The sequence below is a fragment of the Bradyrhizobium genosp. L genome, from assembly GCF_015624485.1.
Lineage (GTDB): Bacteria > Pseudomonadota > Alphaproteobacteria > Rhizobiales > Xanthobacteraceae > Bradyrhizobium.
The window spans coordinates 2,734,772-2,752,718 of sequence record NZ_CP061378.1 but is presented as its reverse complement, the minus strand read 5'-3'; the positions used below and the strand labels follow the sequence as shown (position 1 = coordinate 2,752,718).

At 57.0% G+C, this 17,947-nt stretch carries 15 protein-coding genes; 8 read left to right on the top strand and 7 right to left on the bottom strand.

Features of this window, described 5'->3' with window-relative positions; translation table 11 throughout:
- Window positions 1-98: 98 nt before the first annotated feature.
- Both IC762_RS12840 and IC762_RS12835 read right to left on the bottom strand, forming a co-directional pair.
- Window positions 99-380, bottom strand: coding sequence for a hypothetical protein (locus tag IC762_RS12840; RefSeq protein WP_246801540.1), 282 nt, complete (start codon window positions 378-380; stop codon window positions 99-101).
- A 214-nt stretch (window positions 381-594) separates the two neighbouring features.
- The gene (locus IC762_RS12835; protein ID WP_246801539.1) at window positions 595-1,476 is read right to left on the bottom strand and encodes an ABC transporter substrate-binding protein; all 882 of its coding nucleotides are present in this window, start codon (window positions 1,474-1,476) and stop codon (window positions 595-597) included.
- Between the two features lie 376 nt (window positions 1,477-1,852).
- Here IC762_RS12835 and IC762_RS12830 point away from each other — a divergent pair, with 376 nt between their 5' ends.
- From IC762_RS12830 to IC762_RS12795, 8 genes are all read left to right on the top strand, one after another.
- The gene (locus IC762_RS12830; RefSeq protein ID WP_246801537.1) at window positions 1,853-3,352 is read left to right on the top strand and encodes an undecaprenyl-phosphate glucose phosphotransferase; all 1,500 of its coding nucleotides are present in this window, start codon (window positions 1,853-1,855) and stop codon (window positions 3,350-3,352) included.
- Window positions 3,353-3,376: 24 nt separating this feature from the next.
- Window positions 3,377-4,003, top strand: coding sequence for an O-methyltransferase (locus IC762_RS12825; protein ID WP_195789148.1), 627 nt, complete (start codon window positions 3,377-3,379; stop codon window positions 4,001-4,003).
- Window positions 4,004-4,080: 77 nt separating this feature from the next.
- Window positions 4,081-4,737 carry a WcaF family extracellular polysaccharide biosynthesis acetyltransferase gene (locus IC762_RS12820; RefSeq protein ID WP_246801535.1) on the top strand — a complete coding sequence of 219 codons (657 nt, stop codon included), beginning with the start codon at window positions 4,081-4,083 and terminating at the stop codon, window positions 4,735-4,737.
- Window positions 4,738-4,786: 49 nt separating this feature from the next.
- Window positions 4,787-5,803 (top strand): glycosyltransferase family 4 protein, encoded by a 1,017-nt coding sequence (locus IC762_RS12815; protein ID WP_195789147.1) that lies wholly within the window; start codon window positions 4,787-4,789, stop codon window positions 5,801-5,803.
- A 29-nt stretch (window positions 5,804-5,832) separates the two neighbouring features.
- Window positions 5,833-6,975 (top strand): glycosyltransferase, encoded by a 1,143-nt coding sequence (locus tag IC762_RS12810; RefSeq protein ID WP_195789146.1) that lies wholly within the window; start codon window positions 5,833-5,835, stop codon window positions 6,973-6,975.
- A 26-nt stretch (window positions 6,976-7,001) separates the two neighbouring features.
- A complete protein-coding gene (locus IC762_RS12805; protein ID WP_195789145.1) occupies window positions 7,002-7,952 on the top strand; it encodes a hypothetical protein in 951 nt (316 codons plus the stop codon).
- Window positions 7,949-9,265 (top strand): hypothetical protein, encoded by a 1,317-nt coding sequence (locus IC762_RS12800; protein ID WP_195789144.1) that lies wholly within the window; start codon window positions 7,949-7,951, stop codon window positions 9,263-9,265. Before IC762_RS12805 ends, IC762_RS12800 begins: the two co-directional genes overlap by 4 nt.
- A gap of 10 nt (window positions 9,266-9,275) precedes the next feature.
- Entirely contained in the window at window positions 9,276-9,977 is a 702-nt protein-coding gene (locus IC762_RS12795) for an FkbM family methyltransferase (RefSeq protein ID WP_195789143.1), read from the top strand.
- Between the two features lie 39 nt (window positions 9,978-10,016).
- On the opposite strand, the gene IC762_RS12790 is transcribed toward IC762_RS12795, so the two are convergent.
- The 5 genes from IC762_RS12790 to IC762_RS12770 form a co-directional block, all read right to left on the bottom strand.
- Window positions 10,017-10,844 (bottom strand): DUF268 domain-containing protein, encoded by an 828-nt coding sequence (locus IC762_RS12790; RefSeq protein WP_195789142.1) that lies wholly within the window; start codon window positions 10,842-10,844, stop codon window positions 10,017-10,019.
- An 18-nt stretch (window positions 10,845-10,862) separates the two neighbouring features.
- Window positions 10,863-12,104 (bottom strand): hypothetical protein, encoded by a 1,242-nt coding sequence (locus IC762_RS12785; RefSeq protein ID WP_195789141.1) that lies wholly within the window; start codon window positions 12,102-12,104, stop codon window positions 10,863-10,865.
- 160 nt (window positions 12,105-12,264) lie between these two features.
- Window positions 12,265-14,412, bottom strand: a complete 2,148-nt coding sequence (locus tag IC762_RS12780; RefSeq protein ID WP_195789140.1) for a glycosyl hydrolase family 28-related protein — start codon at window positions 14,410-14,412, stop codon at window positions 12,265-12,267.
- Window positions 14,413-14,834: 422 nt separating this feature from the next.
- Window positions 14,835-15,560 carry a hypothetical protein gene (locus tag IC762_RS12775; protein WP_195789139.1) on the bottom strand — a complete coding sequence of 242 codons (726 nt, stop codon included), beginning with the start codon at window positions 15,558-15,560 and terminating at the stop codon, window positions 14,835-14,837.
- 28 nt (window positions 15,561-15,588) lie between these two features.
- Window positions 15,589-17,856, bottom strand: a complete 2,268-nt coding sequence (locus IC762_RS12770) for a polysaccharide biosynthesis tyrosine autokinase (protein ID WP_195789138.1) — start codon at window positions 17,854-17,856, stop codon at window positions 15,589-15,591.
- Between the last annotated feature and the right edge of the window lie 91 nt (window positions 17,857-17,947).

The following is a 17,947-nucleotide window of genomic DNA, read 5'->3' as shown; positions in this document are numbered from 1 at the left end:
GCAAAATGAGAACAGATCCCGACGCGCAAATAGGCAGCCACAGCCGCATCAAGCGGCGGAGCTGCCTCTCTGGTCTCAATGCGAGCTAACTTTGAAGCTCAGTAAGCGCGACGGAGAACCGGCTCGCCGGAGGCAACGCAGGCGCGATCCCAATACCAGCCGTATGGAGTCTCGACGCGAACCCGCGGGCACCGAACGTGCCGCGGTACGAAGCGGTAGGGATAGGGCTGGGCCCAGAATGTGACCGGCGTCGTGGCCTGCGCTTCACCCGCTAGGATGGCGGCCTTTGCAGGCATCAGCACTGCGGCATTCGAGCTGGCCGCCAGCCCGACCGAAGCGGCCAAAGCCAACAGACCCACCTGCGCCCATGTCTTCAACATCCGAAAAGCTCCCTTGCCCCTAACGGAATCTGCCAATGAATTGCGCAGCCTGCGAACGAACAGCGGCCGGCTGCAAACGAGATCCCCAAACACTCATAGAGTCAGCCCAATAGCCGGCTTAAGTTTACCAAGCCGTCCCCGGGGAAGGCAACGTGCTGATGGAACGAAATCTGCCCTTTGGGTCGATATAGCCCGGGACTGTGGCTTCTGTGTCCTAGTTCTCACTGCCGCTCCAGGCCCCGGGGGCGCCGAGGTCAGGCGAACGGCGGTAGACATCACGCAACATCTGGTAATTGATCGACTGCGCAAGCGGGACGTCCTCCTCCCCAAGCTTGGCGAAGATCAGGATATCCCGCAGCGTTCTCCAGCGGCTTTCGTCATAGTCGGCGATGCGGCCACCGGTCGGCAGGATCAGGCTGCGTTGCTGCTGCAGCTCGAATTTCACCCGGTCCGGATCGAGCTTTTTCGGATCATAGCCGACCAGAACAGGCACGCTGCGTGCATAGTCGGAATAGGCGAACTGCCAGCCCTTGATGAGGCCCTCGAGGGCTTTCGCAATCGCCGAGGGACGATCATGAAGCAGGTCAGAACTGGCGAAATAGACCATCCCCGGGACGTGGATGGCATATTCCTGCGGCTTGATCGCGTTCAACCGCGGGGCAGCGGGGCCCGACGGCAGCGGCTCCTGGCCGACCGCCGCGATGATCGCATCCACCTCGCCCTTCTGCAGGGCATCGAAGGTGTCCCGGCCGGCCACCTTGGTGATTTGACTTCGCGGCAGGCCAAGCTGCGCCATCATCGCGTCGAATATGACATCCCCGTCGCTGCCAATTCTGTAGCCGACCCGCTTGCCAACCAGGTCGGCCGGGCGCCGCAGGCCCGAGCTCTCCAGGGTGAAGATCGTGGTTGAGGTGTCGAGCAGGCTCGCCGCGAAAGCGGTCACGGGCGCACCGCGCCAGGCCGCCAGCAAGAACTTCTGGCCGCTTGTCACGCCGATGGCATGCTGGCGTGCGACGGTTGCCACAAAATCGGGATCGTCCGGGTCGGCGTGCAGCACCATGTTGGAAGCGAAGAAGCCCTGCTTCTGGGCGATCATCTCGCCGGCGAAACGCGCTCCGAGCGGACCGTCCAGCAAGAAGGCCAGCTGCGCGGCTTCCTCGGGATGGCTTGTCGTCAGCGGCACGACGTCTGGACGCAGCGCCAGGAGGACGAAGCCCGCGACGGCCGCGACCGCAAGCGCAACACTGAGCACCATTCGGGACCTTCGCCTGGGCGTTCGCCGCGACCGTGTTCGAGCCACTTCGGATTTCCTGCAGTCTTCGCGCAGAGCGCACCAGTTGAGCTTATGGAGCCGTCGCGGTACACTGATGGCGTTAAGGTTACTTAACCGTAATCGTTGTTCTAACTGTCATTTTTCTCAAGTGTGCGGCGGATACTGGTAAGCTTTTTTAGGGGCAGGACCCTTCATACTTATGACGATTGCATCCTATCGCTCAGATCCCGGCCCCGACGAGCGGGCCGATTTGCGGGTCGCGGACGCGCCGGCCCTTGCGCCCGCCCGTGCCGGATTGACGTGGCTGCGTCCCGAATTCGTCGAGTGGCTGATGATGGTCAGCGACGCCTTCCTGATCCTGGCCTGCGGCATTGGCTGCGCGGTAGTATATCACCTATACACGCAGTCGTCGCTCGGGAAGACCGACGTCTACGGTGCCGCTAGCCTGCTGGTGGCGGTCAACTTTGGCCTGCTGGTCACGGTGCAGCACGGCTACCGCCTGAAGAACATCACCAACCTGCCGCGGCAGTGGCGGATCATCCTGACAACGTGGACCGGCGTATTCGCCGCGCTGCTGGCGATCGCCTTCACCATGAAGGTGAGCGACGAGTTCTCCCGCGGCACCACGATCTCGTTCTATCTCGTCGGCCTCATCGCGCTACTGATCTGGCGCACGGCCGCCTCGCGCTGGACCGCAAACACCCTGCGCACCGGCGCGTTTGCCAACAGCCAGGTGGTGGTGATCGCCGAATTCGGATTGCCGGCCTCCTCGGCGGCATTGATGGACCTGTGCCAGCACGGCTATCGCGTCATGCACACGCTGGAGATCCGCGGCAAAGAGCTCGCCTCGCCACTGTTGATGTCGCAGATCAACGCCCAGTTCGAGGAGTTGATTGCCTTCACGCGCGAGCACCGCATCGAGCACGTATTCCTCTTGATGGACTGGAGCCGCCAGCACGCCATCAACAGCATCCTCGATGCACTCAAGATCTTGCCGATCCCGGTGCATCTCGTGCCGGACGCCAATGTATCGCGCTTCCTGAGCTATCCGCTGGCCAACACCGGCAACACCTGGACCGCCGAGCTCCGCCGCGCGCCGCTGAGCTGGAAGGAACGCGCGCTGAAGCGCCTGCTCGATATCGTCGGCGCCAGCGTCGCCCTCATCGTATTCGGCCCGATCATGCTGGTCGCAGCCCTCTTCGTCATATGCACCTCGCGCGGCCCGGTGTTCTTCCGCCAGACCCGCAACGGCTTCAACGGCCGCGCCTTCAGGATCTTCAAATTCCGTACCATGCGCGTGCTCGAGGATGGCCCGAAGATCGTGCAGGCGACCAAGGACGACCCGCGCGTGACGGCGGTCGGCAAATGGCTGCGCAAGACCTCGATCGACGAGTTGCCGCAACTCTTCAACGTGCTCAAGGGCGACATGTCCCTGGTCGGCCCCCGCCCTCACGCTGCCGCTCACAATTCCGAATATGAGCGCCTGATCGGCCAATACGCCTTCCGCCACCACGTCAAACCCGGCATCACGGGCTGGGCCCAAATTAATGGTTACCGCGGAGAAACCCGCACGCTCGAGCTGATGGAGAAGCGCGTGGAGTATGATCTGTGGTATATCAACAATTGGACCCTGTGGTTGGATGTGCGGATCATTATCGGCACTGGCGTAGGCATTTTTGAGCAGGGCAAGGCTTACTAGCCACTATCGTACGGAGATACTCGTTTGAATTTCATCGAGCGTGTCTACCGCGCTGACGAAAGCCGCAAGTCGCGCTTTCACACCGCCACAGGCGTCTTGTGCGCCGACCCTCTTGAGCTCAGCTATGCGGCGGCCACGACATTCAACCGCGCCGTATTTGGAATACTCGCAAAGCGCCCTTGGCTTGTCGGCAAGGCACTTCCCGCCATTGAGCGCCACGTCAACGACGCCCGTGTGTTTGAATTTGGCGCGGGAATGTCCACGTTGTGGTTCTCGGAGAGGGCAGCTTCGGTCACCTCGGTAGAATCCAACAAGGACTGGGCAAATCGAATCAACTCGGCTCTTGCGACCGAAGGTAAGGCCGGTGTCCTACTTGTTTCAGATCCTGAAGAATATGCACGTCGGATCAATCTGTCGGAGGAAAGTTTCGATATAATCCTGGTCGACGGAATTAATCGCCGGCGCTGCGTCGAGGAAGGGGTTCCTAGGCTACGCAAGGGAGGTCTACTCATTCTCGACAACACAGACGTAAATCTCGATCTAATCCCAGCTGCACTCGCTTCAGGCACTTTCGACGTCGAAAGATATTCAGGTTACGCACCGGGTGTGCTGCATCCTAACGAAACCACCCTGCTTACGAAGTTGTCGTAGAGGCGGCGTCCGGGATCGAACATGAACGCGATTGGACGCCATCGGCTGAAACTGATTCGGAAGCTGGCCGAGATCAAATGGGTTTCTTCGTCTTTCAGGTCGGCGCGCGTGCTGGTGGCCAGCTTGACCGCGCCTTCCCCGTTGATCGCGAACCAGAAATGACGGCCCACGAACGCCTAAGGTTTCAAGATCTATCGCGATTCACCGTGCCCGCGGACTTCAGAGGCCGTTCGGGGATAATTGTCCTGCTTTGGCAGATCGTCCATCAAACTCTATTCGCGTGGTCTCCTCAACCAGCCTACGTTTGGCGTAGATGGTTGCTGCGGTTGTTTGGAGCTGAGGTGGGCAAGGGAGTCCTTGTGAGGCCTACCGCCCGCATAACGTATCCGTGGAAAGTCAAACTCGGTGACTACTGCTGGATCGGTGACAATGCCGAGCTCTACAGCTTGGGCTCGATCACGATCCGCGAACACGCGGTGATCTCCCAGCGCTCGTACATCTGTGCCGCAACACACAACTACAACGACATCACGTTTCCCCTCGTAGCGAGGTCCGTCCTCGTCGAAAGTGAAGCTTGGATCGCCACAGACTGCTTTATTGCACCGGGGGTAACAATCGGCGCTGGAGCCATAGTGGGCGCTCGCAGCACCGTGCTAAGCTCTGTTGCTCCGGCGACCATTGTCGCCGGTCATCCAGCGGAGTTCAAAGGACATAGAAGTGCCTGCAGCAGCTAGACCCGGCGCGCGAGCCCGGATCATTGCAGTGGGACAAGTTCCCCCTCCCGTGACCGGTTACGCGTACATCACTGCCCGCATGATCGAAACCCTCCAGCAATCCGCTGAGGTCGAAACGGTCAACATTTCGCCCGGTCATCGCCGTGGCGTGCTGAAGCACGTGCACAAGACTTATCAAACCCTATGGGCTTGCTGGCAGCTGACGCGCCACACCAGAGGCGCAAAGCTTACCTACATCGGCTGCGAAGGCGACTGGGGACTCGTCTATACAAGCGCGCTCGTTATGACCGCACGCATGCTTGGTTATGCGGTCCTTCTTCACCATCATAGCTTTGGCTATGTCGACAAATCATTCTCGATGATGCGGTTCATTACTCACATTGGCGGCGATCACATTCGCCACATATTTCTCTGCACGACCATGCGTGACCGCTTTGAGAGCCAATACGGTCGAGCTCATTATACTCAGATCATCTCAAATGCCGCTTTCGTCGCGCCCGGACAGGACATCCAGGACTCCTCCATCCAATCCAATCCAATCCGGATTGGGATGCTGAGCAATCTCACGCGGGAAAAGGGGCTCTACACATTCATCGACCTAGTACGAGCCTTGAAGGACATGAAGCTCGGAGTAGAGGCCGTCTTGGCAGGTCCGATCGCGGATCCGCGGGACCAGGCCAACGTCGCCGTGGCAGAAAGAGAATTGGGCGGCGCGCTTAACTACGTCGGCCCTGTCTATGGCGCGGCGAAGGATCAATTCTATCGCGAGCTCGATGTTTTTGTCTTTCCTACGCAATACGCGAACGAAGCCCAGCCGACCGTTCTCTTCGAGGCGCTCGCCGCCGGCAACTCGATCATTGCGTTCGACCGTGGCTGCATAGCGTCCCAAGTGAAACAAAATGGAATTGCGATTGCGGCCACAGATGACTTCTGCGCACGAGCCTGCGACTTCATTCTGGAACTCAGTCAACAAAGGTCCGCCGCCCAGCGGCGGACCATTATTCGCAACTTCAATCAATCCAGGGCTCTCGCGCTTGCCGCGGCGACGAACCTGACAGCAACCTGACCACGGTCGGATTGGGATTGGGCCGCCTCATGAAGCTAATCGTTTGGCACAATATCATGTGGGCCCGCTACAAGGCCGCGGTTTTCTCCGCGCTGCACCAACAGTCCAAGAGCCAGGGCGTTGGCTTAAGGATCTACCAAATCGCGGAAACGGACAGCAATCGCGTTGCACTTTCGCCTGTTGACGCCAGTTGGCATGTATACCCCCATGTACTGTTATTCAAAGGTCCATATTCGGCCATACCGCGCCTCGCCCTATTGAAGCAACTTGTTCGTCGCACCTGGAGTGACCGGGCCGATGTAACGATACTCACCGGCTATGAACATCCACATATTTGGGTTCAAGCGTGCGTTCTGTTCCTTCTGCGCAGACGATTTGCCTGGTTCTGCGACTCGACAATTTACGACAATCCACCGAATGGCCCAAAGAGCCTCGCCAAACGCGTTCTGTTTCGAATGGCCGACGGAGTATTTTGTTACGGAGAGCGAGCATCGGACTACATCCACAACCATGGTGTGCCTAAGGACAAGATCTTTATACGACGGCAAGCAGCAGCGCTGCCAAAGGATTATTCGCGCGAAACCGCCTTCGCGCGGCGCGCCGCTCTGTCACCCAGCCCGGATAAGCCTAGATATTTGTACGTTGGCCGGCTTTCTACCGAGAAGAGCCTAGACCTACTGCTGAGAGCATTTTCTCGCGTACTGCCGAAACACCCCTCCGCGACGCTTGTCCTGGTCGGCAAGGGGCCGGCGGAAAATGCGTTGCAAGAACTGGCGGGCAACCTTGGCATATCGCAGCACGTCCAATTTGCGGGGGCAAAGTTCGACGAAAGCCTCGTCGAAGAGTATCTGAAAGCAACTTGCCTTGTTCTTCCGAGCTACAGCGAACCTTGGGGACTCGTCGTGAACGAGAGCCTCAGCTTCGGATGTCCTGCTATCGTCAGCAATCGCTGTGGCTGCGTGCCAGAATTGATCGACGAGGGGCAAACCGGATACTCCTTCGACTGGGGTAGTCTCGACGACCTCACGGACAAAATTGTCAGCGCTCCCGCGCGCTTCAGCGACGGGCTCTCCATCGCCGAGGCATGCATACAGAAGAGCGAGGCTTTCACCCCGCAAATAGCCGCTCGCGGAATTTTGGAAGGCGCGACCTCGATCCACGCGCGCAGATAAGACAACATTCATCAAGCACAAAGCCAATGACTCAACTCAATCATCAGTTGGATACCGCTACTAGATCAGGGCGAGATCGGCCAATCATTTATCCCGTGCTCGGGGGCGCCAAGGATCTTGGCTTTGTGCGACTATCCGGCAATGGTCTCGGAAACAGCTTCTACAGCTATTTTCACGCATTCGTGCTGGCGAACCAATGCAATGGGCAACTGATCTTTCCTGCTTGGATGTCCCTGAAGTCGGGCCCCATTCGGCGCGGTGACGCAAGCAAGCGGCTCTATATCGGGCTGTTCGAGCCGCAGGATGACGAGATGGCCGGACTGATGAAGTACGTCCTGCTCAGAAAAGCCCTTTTTCGCCCAAACGTAATTACCATAGGTGACGCCGAACGAGTTACGGTCGACGCGGCGCGACTGAACTTGGTAAACTGCAAGGAGTTCATTTTTCGCGGCCTTTATGAGCACAAGGACCTCATTCGCAAACGCCTCGTCGCTATGACCCGTAAGTCGCTTCCCGATGGCTTTGGCTGGGGGAGTTCTCCTTATGCGGCGATCCATGTGCGGCTGGGCGATTTTGCGACCACGACGGATATTGCAGCCATCAACGGGGGAGCGTCGAACAAGCGCGTACCGATGTCTTGGTATGTCCACATCATCAAAAGAATAAAGCAATCGTCTCCGGATCGACCGATACTGATCGTCTCCGACGGCCAAGAGGCCGAACTCGCAGAACTGATCAATGCAGGCGCACGATTGTTGAGAACCGGATCAGATATCGGTGACCTTTTGTCCCTGGCGTCCGCTTCACTTCTTGTTGGATCCAACTCGACGTTCTCGCGCTGGGCATCCTTCCTCGGCGGAATGCCATCCATCTGGACAGCACGTCTGAAGCGAGACGAAACTCCATCTCGCGATGATCGAAATATGTACTACATCCCGGTGGGAGCCGATGGAGCTCTGAGCTCCTTCCCGACATGACAACCTATAAGATTCGATACGGCTCGATGCTGATTGCCTGCAAACGACTTGCGATGTCGCCGGACAGACTGCGCTTGCTTGCGTCGGTTGGATTAAACTTGGTTGCGAAGTCTCCGGCGATTTTGGCAATCGGAGTCGTTCTTCCGCTGATCAACAAGAGCCTCGGCACCGCGGCATACGGTGAATTTCTTTCGATGCTGGCTCTCGGTTCAGCGTCCACCCTCCTGTTTGGAGGCATTAACGTCGTCGGACGCCGCCGGTTAGGCGCCGTGGTCGCCCGTGGTGACGTTACGGCCCAATCCGTCGCAGTTTCGGAGGCCATATTGTGCTCCCTCCTGGTCGGTCTCGTCACAGCTCTCCCTACGATGATCGTTGCTGCGGTCACGGCCAGTAGCTGGTCGCTCGCCGCCTTGTCGATCCTCCCCGTCGCGGCAGCTTCCGCAAATATCTTCGACAATCTCCGGGCCGCTTATAACGAGCAGTACATAACCGCTGTCTTCCTCACGATATCGCAGCTCATAATCTATGGCATCGTCATCTACTTTGGTGTGGCACAAGGCGCGGTATTCACGTCAGGGCTCGTGCTGACGCTGCCCTTCGTTGTTTCAAGCCTGTTGACGTTTCTCATGTTGATTCGGGAGCGCCCTATCCTGATCAACCTCAAGTTCTCACCCGAGATACCGAAAATTCTGAGGTCGGCGTTATTGGTCACGCTTGCCGACGGAGCCGTCTTTGCCGCCCTGAATACCAGCCTATATAGCTTCGGAGCTCTTGGCGCGACCGATGTCGCTGCTTGGTACGGCACCCTGATGCGCGCATTTCAAACTCTACTTGCCCCGGTGTTATTAGTTCTTTTGCCGGTAACGACCTTTGTTGCTCTCAAATGGCCGCATTGGCCCTTACAAACTCGCCTCAGGGCCATTCGAACCATGGCCATGGTGGGGCTTTCCTACGGATGCGTTGTCGCAAGCGTCATCTATTTTGGCTCAGATCACTATTTATCGATCTTCCACGATCTTCCTCGACCGACGACATTCGACCTCGTCGCGATCGCGTTGTTCTTCGGCGCTATCGTTGCACAAAAGGCATACGCCCAGTTGGTCTATTCGATTGCAGAAGCGCGCCTTCTTTCCCTAGGAACATTCGCCGTCGTGCTGGCCGCATCGGTTGCAGCCGTCGTTGGCTGGGTTACAGGTGGGCCTCACCGCGCACTTGAAGTCCTCGCTTTGGGAATGGGCCTACCAATGATCTTGCTGGTGGCGATCCACCATCTAATTTGGCGAAGCGGCACTAAGGCCGGCTCGCAAACCTGAGGGGTTTAGAGTGAAACTAGAGATTGCCAAGCGGATCAGAACGAGTCCGATCTATTCCAGCGCGATGTGGGCTCATGACCTACAGGTGTGGGTAAGGGCGACCCGAAAGGGCAGTTTCTCGCAGCATGGTGAAGACCGCTTCATTCGTGATTTCTTCACGTCGCGAAAGACGGGCGTGTACTTGGACATTGGAGCGTCTCATCCCTTCAAGATAAGCAATACTTACCTCCTTTATCGCTCAGGCTGGAAAGGGGTTACGGTTGAACCAATTCCACGCCTCGGAGCGCTTCACAGACGATGGCGTCCGAGAGATAAGCTGCTGCCCGTCGGCGTGGGTACGACCGCAGGTGAGCTCGAGTTCTTCGAGATGCTTCCGTCGGTGCTTTCGACGCTCGATGCATCGGTCGCGAATGAGTACATAGCCCAAGGGAAAGCTACGCTTCTCAAGAAATACCACATTCCGGTTCTGACTATTGATCAGGTTATCCGCCAAACAACAGAGCAAGGCCAAGTCGATTTCCTTTCGATCGATATTGAAGGCTTGGATGCGGACGTGATCAATTCGATCGACTACTCCCGCTTTCGTCCTTCATTGATCTGCGTTGAGATCATTTCAAGCGAGACCCGGGAGACTGCCGCGCAGATCTTCGACCGTGCGGGCTACAAGATAGTCAACGAGATCGGCTGCAACCTCTTTGTTTCGCCTGCTTGAGTTGCGCCGCTCCTCAAGCCAACATCGAGCTGGCAGAACCTACAATTTACAGAAGGTGTAAATCCCGCATCCATATCTCACGTCGATATCGGCTTCGTGGATATTCACCTTCGTATGCAGGACGCCATCATCGTCGACAAAATCGAAGCGCATCAACTCCAGCTTCACGTCCGAATCGATCCAGCCGAGCACCTCGAGCGGGGTGAAAACCCGTTGCGAGTTGAAATGAACCTGGCTCGATCGACCGATCGGGAAGCTGATGTAAAGCGTGCCGCCCGTCTTGAGCATCTTCAGTATGTTGCGAAATCCGGCAATGTGGCCGGCAGGGTCGATATCGTCGCCATATCGTCCAAGACCAAAATGCTCGAGCGCATGCAGGCATGAAATCGAATCCGCACTTTCGGTATACTCAGCTCGCAACTGCATCAGATCTGCTTGCAGGAAACTGATGTTTGGATGACCGGTGTCATCGAGGGCTCGAATATCCATCACTTCGATGCTTCTGAATGCGGCCACATGCGCGACGAATCCGTCTACCCTCGAGCCGATGTCGATATGCCGTACCGGATTAGCCTGGAAAACGAGCGATGCAACAAGCAGGTCTTGATGGAAATAATGGCCGCGGACAGATCCAGCCTGCGCCGCAAAGTCAATGAGCACTGGATAAATTTTTGCAACACGACCGCCCCTAGCCTTAAACTTCCGGTAGTCAACGATGTACCGTGGATACTTGACAAGCAGCCGCAGCCGCCGGGGGTCAAGACCAACGGCCAGCAGGAGACGTCCCACGGCCTCGAACAGAGATTGACGGGGCGCCTCGCCAACAGAGGCCGCGCCCTGTTGCGCCGTTCCAACACTGCTATCCATACAATTGTTCACCAGTTGTCATCGTGACGCTCTGAGTTGGGAAAGTACGATCGCCATCTTTACTGCAATCAAGTGGCCGATAACGATTGAGACGCCAACAATCAGCGATCCCCGCAAGACCATTAGCGCGATAATCGGAAAGGCGCATCCGAATAAAAGCAAGGTGCTAAACGACCCGCGGCTGGCTGACTCCAGCCTGTTAACGAGCATGAGGAATATCGCCGAAACAGCCACGGCTCCCGCCCAACCCAAGGCAAAATAGCCTTCTGCGATCAGGGGCTCTGAAAGATTGAAACTCCACAGTCCGCGATAGAATGACAGCGTATCCATCAGATAGAACGGCGTCGCCTGGAGCTTGTCGGCCCAAACACCTCTGGGAACAAAGAAAAATACCGCGCTAAGGATGTTTGCGCCGTAGGTCGTACCACTATGATCAACGTGAAGGATCGTGTGGCAGAGCATCGAGAACGCATCATAATCCATCGCGGAAAAGAAGGTCTCATAGTCCAGGCTTCCCGTCGTTCCCTGCGTCGATCGAAAGACGTGAAACAGAGGCGACGCGAAAGTGCCTGCCAACAAGGTAACCAGCAGCAGCCTGGAACTCCACGGGCGTACACCGAGCCAAAAGAACAGACCAGCGAAAGCAAACGCTGCGACCTGATATCGAGAAAGGACGGTCACGTTGTTGAGCATGAGCGACATGACCATGGCGACCAGAAATAGAAATCGCCAATGCACATGATTTCTCAAGTAGGCAAGGCGCAACCCGACCAGCGCGCTATAAAACGAGAACGGGAAGATACAACCCGTAAGCAGGAGGCTGATCGACAAATCGAACCGTTCGGCCATGGCCTTGCTCGCAAGCTCCCGCGAGCTAAACAGATTGGATCCGTATATGGTTATGCCGACCGCGGACGCGGTGATGCTGAATATCCAAAGGACCAGGGGATTGAACGGAAGAGATTGTGTTCGCCAGAACTCTCTGGAGTTACCGCCGTCTTGACTCCTGATCAGGAAGATCATGCTTAAAGTGCACCACATGAGAACGAGCGCGAGCGCGGTATGCATCACCTCCGCGTTGTTGAATATTGGATCGAAGGCCAGATACAGCTGCTGAAGGGGAGCAAAAACAAAAAAGGTCGTGTTGAAGTAAAAGATGGCCGTGTAGGACAGGCTGTTCTTTCTAAGCGCGATGACCACCCCGAAAGCGTTGATGATCGATATCGCAAACAACATCAGAACCGCAGCATCGTCGATCAAGTTGCCCGCAATCAGCGTGACTAAATAGTACGCCGCGTACGTCGCGACCAATGTCGCAAAGCAAATGTCAACCCAGAACGCATTCCGCGTACTGGTAGACCGCGCGACAGATTCAAACCGGGGAAGTTCTCTTGCAATTGTCATATCGCCCGCTGGGAAGTCAGCCTAGAAAGTCGATCAACACAATTCCCCAAGCCTTATCGCTCGAGTTCCGCGTGTGATCACCGATGCTTGCTGCGACATCAAGGATACCACCGTTGAAGCCGTCGACGAGGAAACTCAGGTTATCGACGGCAAGTGACGAACTCTGGAGTGCACGCCCGTCGAATTCGCAAATCTTCCTTGCGCCAAGCCGACGAACGACGATCCGCTCGAGCTTTCCATCAAATTCGCTGTCTTTCTCGGCAGTAACTTTTTCACCGACTTTCATGGAGAAAAGCAACGAGGAAGGGCCATTCTGCGAAACGCGCCCCAATTCCCTCTGAGGATCGCGTAAAACCAGCGAGCCTTTTGACCGGCCACTTACAACCACCCTAACCAGATAATTTCCTGGATCCGGGATCAACCAACCGTCCGGCCCTTCGCTCTTTGCAGGTTCGTACAGGACAACCTCCGGCCCTGGCGCGGACACGCTGACGAAATCCTGCTCCTTGAAGGTCGTATCCTGCAAGATGCAAAGCTGGACCTTAGTTATAAGTGCGCCTTGGGGGACGCTGGCTCTCAGGCCGGTAAGATTGGGAAGGAACAGTGAGCAGCACTCGGTCTTGCGGCAAATGATCGAGGGACGCGAAGAGTTCCACCCGAACGTGTTCGTCCACGGCAGGACAGGACGACCGTCGCGTACGTTCTCAGATCGACAATTGTTAAAGGTGATCAGTGGGGAATTTGACGATTTGGAAAGGGCTTCATCCAAGACAACCATTTCGTCGGGCGTAGCCGCGGAAAGATGAGTGCAGCCATCATATTGCACCATAACTCGCGGTTGAGTGCGTATCGGATCGGCCAGGTAGCGGTACGCTTCGCTAAGGCTCGTCGGCACCGGCGATTGGATTGCCGCGTAAGTGTGCCGGCCGATGAGTGAGCAATCCTGCCACCGCACCATCGCGTGGCCAGCCGGACCGATCTCGAACGATGCCTCTACATAGTCATGAGATCGCCAGGGCGCCTGCGACCCGAAGTCGACGTTTATGAACGAGATGACTCCGTGCGGCCATTGCGATCTGATGATCGGCGCATTGTCAGCCCGAATTTCGAACCGAGATCCAATGCAGAGAAAGTGGCATACGCCTCGCGCGTGCGCCGTTCCTAACAGCGCGAACAGCGGGCGACCGGTTCGCTCGATCCAACCGCTAACGTCGCACTCGGAGATTTTTATATGGCCTCCGCGCCTGGCACGGACCCATCCGCCTCCTCTCGTCACCCAGAATTTGCACTGCGTGAACCAATAGTTGAGGAGCTGATCGTTTCCGTCAAGGTCCAGGAAGTAGTCCCATGATCCGGCGATCGTGCATGCCGTCCATTTGTATTCGCTGTTGGTATTCGTTCCCGACAGCTTGAAGCCGGTTGACCACGAACCATTCCAAACGATGTCGTCGCAGCGGACGTCCTGAGCCTTCGCTGCGGACACCGCCTCATAGAAAACTGAGAGTCCGTCGTTGCACGCGAACAGAATTCCGGACAAGCGCAGGTACAGGACCGCGTTGTTGTTGAAGAAAAGCGAACCGGCCCGCGCCGGCCGATAGTTGATCGCTGATATTCCTGCCCCCGCGCCTTCGTAGCTCAGTCCGAGTGTCGAGCTCGGCCAGTCGCGATCGAGCATGGCTTCAGGCCGGGTGATCAGATACGTCCCGGAAGGAATCCTTATTTTGATTGATCCGAGAGGGTCCGTCGCAAGTTGCGGATCCTTTCGCGATCGGCTCTTGGCGAAATCCCGCGCCTTCTCGAAAGCGAGAGTATCGTCTGATTGACCATCTCCCCTTGCGCCGAACCACCGAACATCGATCTCGCCGAAGGTATGTTGACGGACCCATCGGCCTAGTGCGCCGTCCGGCCGAGCAACGATCATAGCCCCGTCGTCGGGACGCTCATCATTGGGAGACCAAAAGAAGAAACCGCCGCCGCCATCTCCTGGTGCGGCAAAGCCTTCGGAAAATACGAGATCGCTTGCGATGGATGTATTACGCAGATCGGCAATTGAACGGACGACACCGGATGTCCGCTCGGAGGCCAGACCACCACTCGAGCTTCCGGCAAGTGCTGGTACGGATCCGCCGGCAAGTCGATGAAAAAGGCGACGCGAGATGGCCATCGGGACCTGTCATTGTTGAGACAACGAGTATCGAAAGGTCGTCACCCCTGACATCGTCCCCAATATTGTGTCGACCCGCCCGTAGGGCTGCAGCACGAGATTGTTACATCGGTCAGACCCATAGTAGCAGGCCTTCACTTTGATCACACGAGGACAGTTGTTCTTAACGCTAACAACATGATCGACCACCTGGGGGTTCGCGACGTGCCCTCGCGCTGCGGCCTCAACGTCGAGACAGGGCCGTCCCAGCCCATCTCGGACTATGCCGGTGCCGGTCTGCTCGATCGGCGCCTGCAACGTCAAACGCGATGTGCTGGATGAGGGCTGACTTGTCTGGGATCGCGCTGGCGAACAGGTCGACTGGACAGTAACCAGCAAGATGAGACAAAAATCGAGTGAGTTGCGCGCACATTTGGTCGCTACTACCACGGCCTGTCATCCTGTTCGACACCTGGAACACGTACCTTAATGCCATCGCGCGCGAGACGCTTGGCCAATTTCTCGCGACTGGCCATATCAACGCCTTCCAGTCCCGCCAACAACCGATCACGATAAAGCCAACCCACCCCCGACAGGTTCGTGGCCGACTCGTCAGTAAGATCCGCATCAACCATCTCGGCAAACTCGGAAATTGCCAATCTTTGTGTGACCGGGTTGAGAAATGGAAAGGCAGACAGAGCAAGCCGATTTCGCCGCAAGGCAATCCAGCCCTCCAGGGGCCCGGTGGTGTATGAATGACCGAGGTAGACGACCACGCTAGATTCAAGTCCCGTACGGACCATCTGCACCGAATAGAGCAATAGCCAGAGGAACGAGTTAGTTGGCGCCACGGTCAGCGCTGTTCTAACGTCCTCGTAGGCCTCGTCCATCTTGCGTGACGTTACGTCTGAGCTCTCTCGCTGCATCGCTTCTTCTGCGACGCGCAGCTGCATTAATGCCCGGGCGCTTGCCAACTCCGGTTGCAGGATGGCCACTTTTTGTTCGAGCCTGGCGTTTGAGACCATCTCAGCCAGCGTGCCGGCTCGGAAGCGCTCGTCGGCTACAATCCGACCGGCAATGTCCCGGGCCGGCAGCGCGAGCACGAAAAGAGGTAAAGCCGAACAGGACCAGATTACCGAGGCGAGCCCAAGCGCAAACAGGGGCACCATAGAAACCACGCGTCGCAGTGGATGAAGGTTACTCCACGTAACCATAGCGGGCGTAGTACTTCTGGTAATAGTAGCGGCCATGGTAAGATTGATAACGTGCGAGAAGCTTGGTATCGGCCTTGTTCAGGACGACGCCAAGCAACTTCTCCTGTATCTCCGGCGCACTGCGCAGGTTATGCTTGATGACATCGATATTGGTCTTACCCCACTCCACTACAAACACATAGGAATCCACGAAGGACGATGTCACGCGCACGTCGACCACAGGCGCCATCGGGGGCATGTCGAGCACGACGTAATCGTATTTCGAGCGCAAGAGCATCACGAGGGCATGCATCGCCTTTGACGCCAGAATTTCATTCGTGTGCAACAACTTTGAGGTCGTACCGGCTGGCAAGATCGAGAGCTTAGTTTCCGGATCGACGACGACGGCATCCTCGAGTTGCACCTTCTGCGCCACAACGTCCACCAGCCCGACTTTGGTGTCCGGCACCAGAGCGCGCGATAGTGATGGGTTGCGCAGATCCGCATCGACCAAGATAACGCGCGCGCCACCATGTGCGATGAGCTGGGCGAGGTTGGTCGACAATGTACTCTTGCCCTCGTTAGGAAGCGTAGATGTGGCTGCGAGCACTCGGTTTTCACGTACGATTGAATTGAGATCCACCGCCACCTTGAGCGAGCGGATCGCCTCCGAGAAGCGCGACAGCGGATTGTTGACGACATAGCGCAGCAGGTCAGGCTGCGGATTGTTCTTCTTCGGAGACTTGCGACCGGCAAATTTCTCTCCAAGCCCCTGCACCGACGCGGCAGCGCCGAGTGCGGGCAGGATGGCGATGCAATTCTCGCCCAGCGCCTCCTCCACCTGACCCGTGGTGCGGAAGACCTTGTCGGTAAGCTCTCGTGCCATCGCCGTGCCGAAGCTCAGGATCAACCCACCGAGCAAGCTTATAGCGAGGATGATCAACGTCTTGGGATAGCTCTTCTTCAGCGGCGTGGTCGCCGCGCTGATGACTCGCGCCTCGGTGATCGGGAATGACTGCTGCTGCACCGATTCCATGTAGCGCTGCAGGAAATTGTCATACATGGCCTGGTAGGACTGCGCATTGCTCTCAAGCTCGCGCAGCTGCACCTGCGCTTGATTGGTGAGTTGCGATTCCGAGACAACATTGTTGAGACTCGATTTGATTGCGTCCTCGCGCGTAACGGCGATGTCGTAGTCGCTCTTGTAGGACTCCTGAATGCGCTTCAGTTCGTCTTGAATGTTCTTCTTGATCTCGGCCATCTGCTTGCGCAGATTGACGGCGGCAAGATGGTCCGAGCCATATCTGGCCGACCAGATCGATTCCTTCGAAGCCATATCAACAAACTGGCCGCGCAGCTTGACGATGGTGTCGTTCTTGAGCGCGTCGGCCACGTTGGCATCCGGAATATCCTGCTTGAGGATTTCGGTCATGCGATCGAGCCGCGCCTTGGCCTCCGCAGTAGCGGCATGCGCCAGAACGAGCTGGCTATTCACTTCCGCAAGCTGCTGCTCATTCATCAGCCGACCGCCTGTGTCGACGATATTGTTGGCGGTCTTGAAATCCACCACGGCCTTCTGAGCACCAGAAGCCTGCGTGCGCAGCTCCTTGATCCTGTCCTGTAACCAGACGCTCGCGCGGCGGGTCGCTTGATACTTCGCTTCCAGCTGGTCCACGATATAGGAGTCCGCGATCGCATTTGCAATTTTGGCCGCCTTTTGCGGGTCCTTCGACGTAAAGCCGATCTCCATCACGTAAGTCAGCCCGAGCCGCTTGATGGTACGGTTCTTCTCGAAGCGCTCCAGAGCCTTACGGGTCTGCTCGAACTCCGATGGTGCGCGCCCATCCGAAAACAAATCGGAAATGCTGCTGATCACCGAGCCAAGCAGCCCGCCTCCACTACCGGTAAATTCGGGATCCTCGATCAAGTGCAAATCACGGATCACCGCGAGGCTGATATTCTCGGATTTCAGGATCTCAACCTGCGTCTCCACAGTTGCTGAATCGACTGCGATATCACCAAGCACCGATTGTTGCTGGAATAGCTGAACCTTGCGCGTGTCGATCACCATCGTCGCGGTCGAGGTGAATTGCGGAGCTGCGGTGAAGAGATACAGCAAGGCAAGGAGCACGCAGGCCGATACGATAGCGACAATCGTCGGAAATTGCCGGCGAATGATATCAACGTAGGAGGTGAGTGTCTGGACCGTTGAGCCTTCCGAAGCGACGTAATCGCGGTTGATCTCGGATGACGGCTTGTTCACCTGCAACATTGAATTTTTCCTGAAAAGGATTCCGACATCGGCGTCGCAAAATGAGATCAACGACCTATGTTAGCTATAGCACGCTCAAGAGCACACCTGA